This window comes from Methanobrevibacter thaueri (genome assembly GCF_015062905.1).
Taxonomy (GTDB): domain Archaea; phylum Methanobacteriota; class Methanobacteria; order Methanobacteriales; family Methanobacteriaceae; genus Methanocatella; species Methanocatella thaueri_A.
The window spans coordinates 1-4,630 of record NZ_SUTK01000078.1; the positions used below are offsets into that span (position 1 = coordinate 1).

The window sequence follows — 4,630 nt, forward strand, 5'->3', positions numbered from 1 at the left end:
AACGTATTCATTGTTAATGTAGACAATGGCTGCTTTTTTGACATTTAATCCAGCGCTTGTTAAAACAAAGTACTGGTATGCAACGTCATCCAGGTAGATGTCCTTGATTTCTGTGGAGCTTTTCACTTCATATATTTCCACGCCGTCAGCATCATTTTTAAGGATGTCGACACTGCAGAAATTGTCATCATGACTAAAAGACGCTTCGGTAATGACATTGGAACAATCCTTCAAAAGATTTTGGGTTTTTTCAATTCTCATGTCAATGTCATTATCATAGACAACATCATCATAATCACCGAAAAGTCCCTTTGCAAGCTCTCCAACTTTTCTTCCGGTTTCAAGAATAGTTTCACTGCCTTTATCAGCCGCATTATCCAGCATGTGTTCATTAAGCCATAAAATCTTTTTACACTGAACTCCTTCGCAATACCTTGATTTTGACAAGTGCACACTATCACTATCCTTTAAATGCTTCAGGACTCAAAATCAGTGATTCTGATGCAGGATTTATCACAAAATCATCTTTTGCAACCTTTACCAAGTCAGCGAAATAATATGCCTGAGGATATACATCGTCTGAGTATTTTTCAAAAATCTTTTTGAACTCTTCAATGTCTGTAAACAATGGAAGATGAGACTTTTTGTTATCATCCCATATCATAACGAAACTTGTGCCTTCTTCTGCATCAACACAGCCCACAATCATCTGGGAGGACATGAGCGCTTCTTTTAATTCATCATCATTAATGTCTTTTTTGGCCAGAAGCTCCTTCAATGAATCAGGTTTGAAATCGAACTGTGCCAAAAATGCTTCAATCGGCATGTTCAGACCAAATTCAGTGAAGGGGTTGATTGAAATTATTGAATACCTGTCGCTTTGGGCAAGCATTCCTGCAAGGTCGCTCATATACATCACCATTACTGATGTGTGAACGCCTGCCTTTTGCATCATCTCTTCACTTGTAAATAAGGGAACTGCCTTGTTTCCATTATCGTCAGTTAAAAATTGAATGCTGAAACCTTTCGGGCCTTCAATTACATCGCCGGGTTCTGAGTTTTCAATTCCCTTGAATGCATCCTCTCCAAAATCAATCGGCAGGAAAAGTCTAGATTTCTTTAATATATCAAATACTTCCCTTTGCATCTGGGGAGTTATGTCCTGTTTAATCAACTCCTCCAAACGGGAATTATCAATTTCAGCATCATTTTTTAAGTTTTCTTCATCCATTTTATCACCACATTAATCTTCAGCCCCATATAATCATTAGCTTGCCACTGAATCCAAAAGATTATTCAACTGATTTGCGAATTTAATTATGCATTCCCAACTGGGTCTTTGATTTTAAAGCTTTCCTTGCAAAGCTTCAGGGACTTTTTCGTATTCTTCCAATTCACAGTATATCAATGCAAGATTATTTCTCAAAGGACAATCGTCAGGATTTGTTTCGACTCCTTTTTCAAGTATATTTAATGCTTCATCAGTTTCACCCAGTTTATGGAGGGAAATTCCCTTATAACATATTGCATTAGGATTGTATGGAAATTGACCAAGTATTTCATCACATTTTTCAATCAAAGCTCCATAATCCTGTTTTTCATATAATTCATCGCATTCTTTAAGTTGATTTTCGAAATTCATATTTAACACAACCTTGTTAAGTAACATATTTTTTAATTATCATCAATATAGTTAACTATATCCTTAATCATATAATGCGGCTAAAAAACTTAGAAGCATGCCCCCGCACTTTGGACATTCTTGGTTATCTTGCGTTATCAGTTCTATTTTCCTGCCGCACTTTGGACATTTACCATGCTCATCTTTCGGCCCAACGGCACCTTTAAGCATGACTGCCTTTTTTCGAAGAGGATATCTTTCATCCAAATCTTTTTTAAATTCTTTTTCATCAGTTTCAAGTGAAGTTATTATCTTTTCAACATTTACTATATCATCATTATGACAGAAATTCACTTCTTTCAGGCAGTACGGGCAGAATGACGGAATTATTTTCCCGTTGATTTTGCTGTCACGCCCCATATCAAATGTACGCATTCCCATTGAATGTATGACTATGCAATTGGTTTTCTCATCAATGAAATACCTTAAGTCCTTGTCCTGGATTGTAAAATCACAGTTCAGACACATGTATTGGGTTAGCTCTCCCATGTTATTTCCTCATTCATTTTTTAGGCAGAAATTCTCAAAGTCACTGCATATTCCAATGACATAGTCCATTTGTGGAATGTCATCAATCCACTCCTGAGGGATATCGCCATAGTATATTCCTGCAAGCCCTCCTGTAATGGCCGCTACTGTATCTGTATCACGGCCGAGATTTACCGCCTTAAGGACTGCATCCCTATAGTTTTCAGTTTCCAAAAGGCAATAAAGAACCGCTTCAAGGGTTTTTATGACATAGCTTCTGCCTTCAGTTACATGGAAATCCATTTCAAAGATATCTCGAAACTCCTCCAAATACTCTACACCTTCATAATGTTTCTGGATTTTTTCGCATGCCCTTTGTATATGCTCTTCGATTTCAAGATTGTTTTCAAGCATTGACTTTGCTATTTCTATATAAAGCACACAGGAGATTTTGGATTTTGGATGGGCGTGTGTAAGTCCTGATACGCTTTCGATTTCATCATATGTAATGCCCGGAATGAATGCCAATGGCAGTATTCTCATTAGAGATCCGTTTCCATTGTCATATTCATCTCTTCCTCCGCATTCGTTAGCCGGATATCCTCTCTCGAATCTGTTAATAGCTTCAATTGTGGTGTTTCCGTAGTCGAATACTTCATATTGGCAGTATTTGGATTCCCGAGCATATGCCACAAATTCCCTCATTATGTCCTCCAAATCAATTGCATTTTTTGCTGCAATGCTCTGCATAGTTGCCAGTGTCAGTGATGTATCGTCAGACCAGGTTCCCTTTGGCTTGTCGTATGTTCCATGACCCATCATTCCGGTTACCGGATTTTCAATCAGATATTCTCTTGGGCGAAACTCCACAGGCACTCCAAGTGCATCTCCTACTGTCAAACCTACTATTCCATCTTTTATTTTCATTCTATCACTCCATTATAACATTCGATTTTTGGTCTATTCTCCTGTTCTGGTGGAAATCCTTTTGGCTTTTGAATCATCGGCCATCCCATGCCATTTCTTTTGATTTCAAGCTGTCCAGAGTATATCAGATTTCCATTCCTATCATAGGCATTGCCGTTGCAGGGTGCGTTTGGCCCATATCCTCTTGTAAGACACCAGTTGCCTTCAAAGCGAAGCTGTCCTGAAGGATAATATTCCTTTCCCTGAACTATTCCCTTAATGTCAAATATGCCATCGCGGTATAATGTTCCGTCTTCAAAGTAGGCTTTCCCGAAACCGTATGGTGCACCGTTTAGGACATATCCTTCATATGCTATCTTTCCGTTTTCATGAAATATATTTTTTAGCCCAATTTTGTTATGGGGATGAAAGTTAACCTTGTCATAGAATTTTGACTCTGAAATTGTGATTTCACCTCTGCCGTCATCACCCTTGCATATTTTATCGACCACATCAATCAAAAAGAAAAGACCTTCAAAGTCTTTGATTTCAAATCCGTTTTTTTCGAGAAATTCAAACAGCTTTTCTTTTGCCTTGTGAGAAGATATCCTCACATGGTACTGTCTGCTTTTTACTCTTGAAGAATATTGTCTTACATGTCTCGTGAATCCTTCGATTGAATATGGAGATTGCGATTTGAGATTCACTTTCCATGCATCGACGTACTTTTCCATTTCTATCAGCTCGTCTTGCCTTAAGCTGAGGCATATATTATAATCCAATTTCATGAATGCAAGGGAGGTTTCATCATTCACTTCAAGGTCAAAAATCTCTTCAAAGCATTCGATTGCCTGACCATATTGTTCAATATCCATCAGCGCCTGTGCCCTGATGTAGTTAGGATATGGATTGTCAGGATAATTGGTCTTGTCTAGAAAGTCCAATGCTTCATGAGGCCTTTCAAGAAGACAAAGGCTTCTTGCCTTATAGCTTATTGCTTTTTGGTTTTCTGGGATTTCATCGCAAAGCCTTATAACCCTTTCAAAATCTTTTTTTGAAAATGCGCTTTCAATTAAATTAATTATTGTCATGTTATCACCGAAAAGTTACTTTCGACAATTCATACAAAACGCATGATATAGTGATGGTACGAATTGGCATATATATTTTGTTAATATAATGTTAGTAATTAGTGCCTTATAAATGTTTCCAATTTTAGGATTTGCACAATATGTACATTTATAAAGTAAGTATATTATTAGAAAGCATGAGGCTAATGTGAAATACAAATCATTAAAAGTATTGTTTTGAAATCTATTCCAATAATGCCGGTGAAAACATTGAATTATATTGAATGGTGAAATGATTTAAAAAATAGAAAAAATAGGGAAATGGAATCCCTATCCTTTAATTAATCCGAGTTTTAAAGCAGTCTTTTCATCAACCTTACCTGTTACCTTCAATCCTTTGTCATGCTGGAACTCTTTGACAGACCTTACGGTACAGTCCCAATAGATACCGTCTACTTTAAGGTAGTGGCCTTGGTAGGTTAGATAGTATCCGTTGTTTTTCAAA

General features: G+C 37.2%; 7 protein-coding genes. All 7 read right to left on the reverse strand.

Annotated features, from left to right (window positions below):
• Positions 1 to 447, reverse strand: a 447-nt coding sequence (locus E7Z79_RS09185; RefSeq protein ID WP_303739643.1) for a Dna2/Cas4 domain-containing protein, incomplete at its 3' end; no start/stop codon positions are given.
• 13 nt (positions 448 to 460) lie between these two features.
• Entirely contained in the window at positions 461 to 1,231 is a 771-nt protein-coding gene (locus tag E7Z79_RS09190; RefSeq protein ID WP_303739644.1) for an SseB family protein, read from the reverse strand.
• 114 nt (positions 1,232 to 1,345) lie between these two features.
• Positions 1,346 to 1,642 (reverse strand): M48 family metallopeptidase, encoded by a 297-nt coding sequence (locus E7Z79_RS09195; RefSeq protein WP_303739645.1) that lies wholly within the window; start codon positions 1,640 to 1,642, stop codon positions 1,346 to 1,348.
• Between the two features lie 63 nt (positions 1,643 to 1,705).
• Positions 1,706 to 2,170 (reverse strand): hypothetical protein, encoded by a 465-nt coding sequence (locus E7Z79_RS09200; RefSeq protein ID WP_303739646.1) that lies wholly within the window; start codon positions 2,168 to 2,170, stop codon positions 1,706 to 1,708.
• Between the two features lie 9 nt (positions 2,171 to 2,179).
• On the reverse strand, positions 2,180 to 3,076 hold the full coding sequence (locus E7Z79_RS09205) for an ADP-ribosylglycohydrolase family protein (RefSeq protein ID WP_303739647.1): 897 nt from the start codon (positions 3,074 to 3,076) through the stop codon (positions 2,180 to 2,182).
• Positions 3,073 to 4,146 carry a CDC27 family protein gene (locus E7Z79_RS09210; protein WP_303739648.1) on the reverse strand — a complete coding sequence of 358 codons (1,074 nt, stop codon included), beginning with the start codon at positions 4,144 to 4,146 and terminating at the stop codon, positions 3,073 to 3,075. The genes E7Z79_RS09205 and E7Z79_RS09210 overlap by 4 nt, the downstream gene beginning before the upstream one ends.
• A 309-nt stretch (positions 4,147 to 4,455) precedes the next feature.
• Positions 4,456 to 4,629 (reverse strand): peptidoglycan-binding protein, encoded by a 174-nt coding sequence (locus E7Z79_RS09745; RefSeq protein WP_369693445.1) that lies wholly within the window; start codon positions 4,627 to 4,629, stop codon positions 4,456 to 4,458.
• Position 4,630 lies beyond the last annotated feature (1 nt).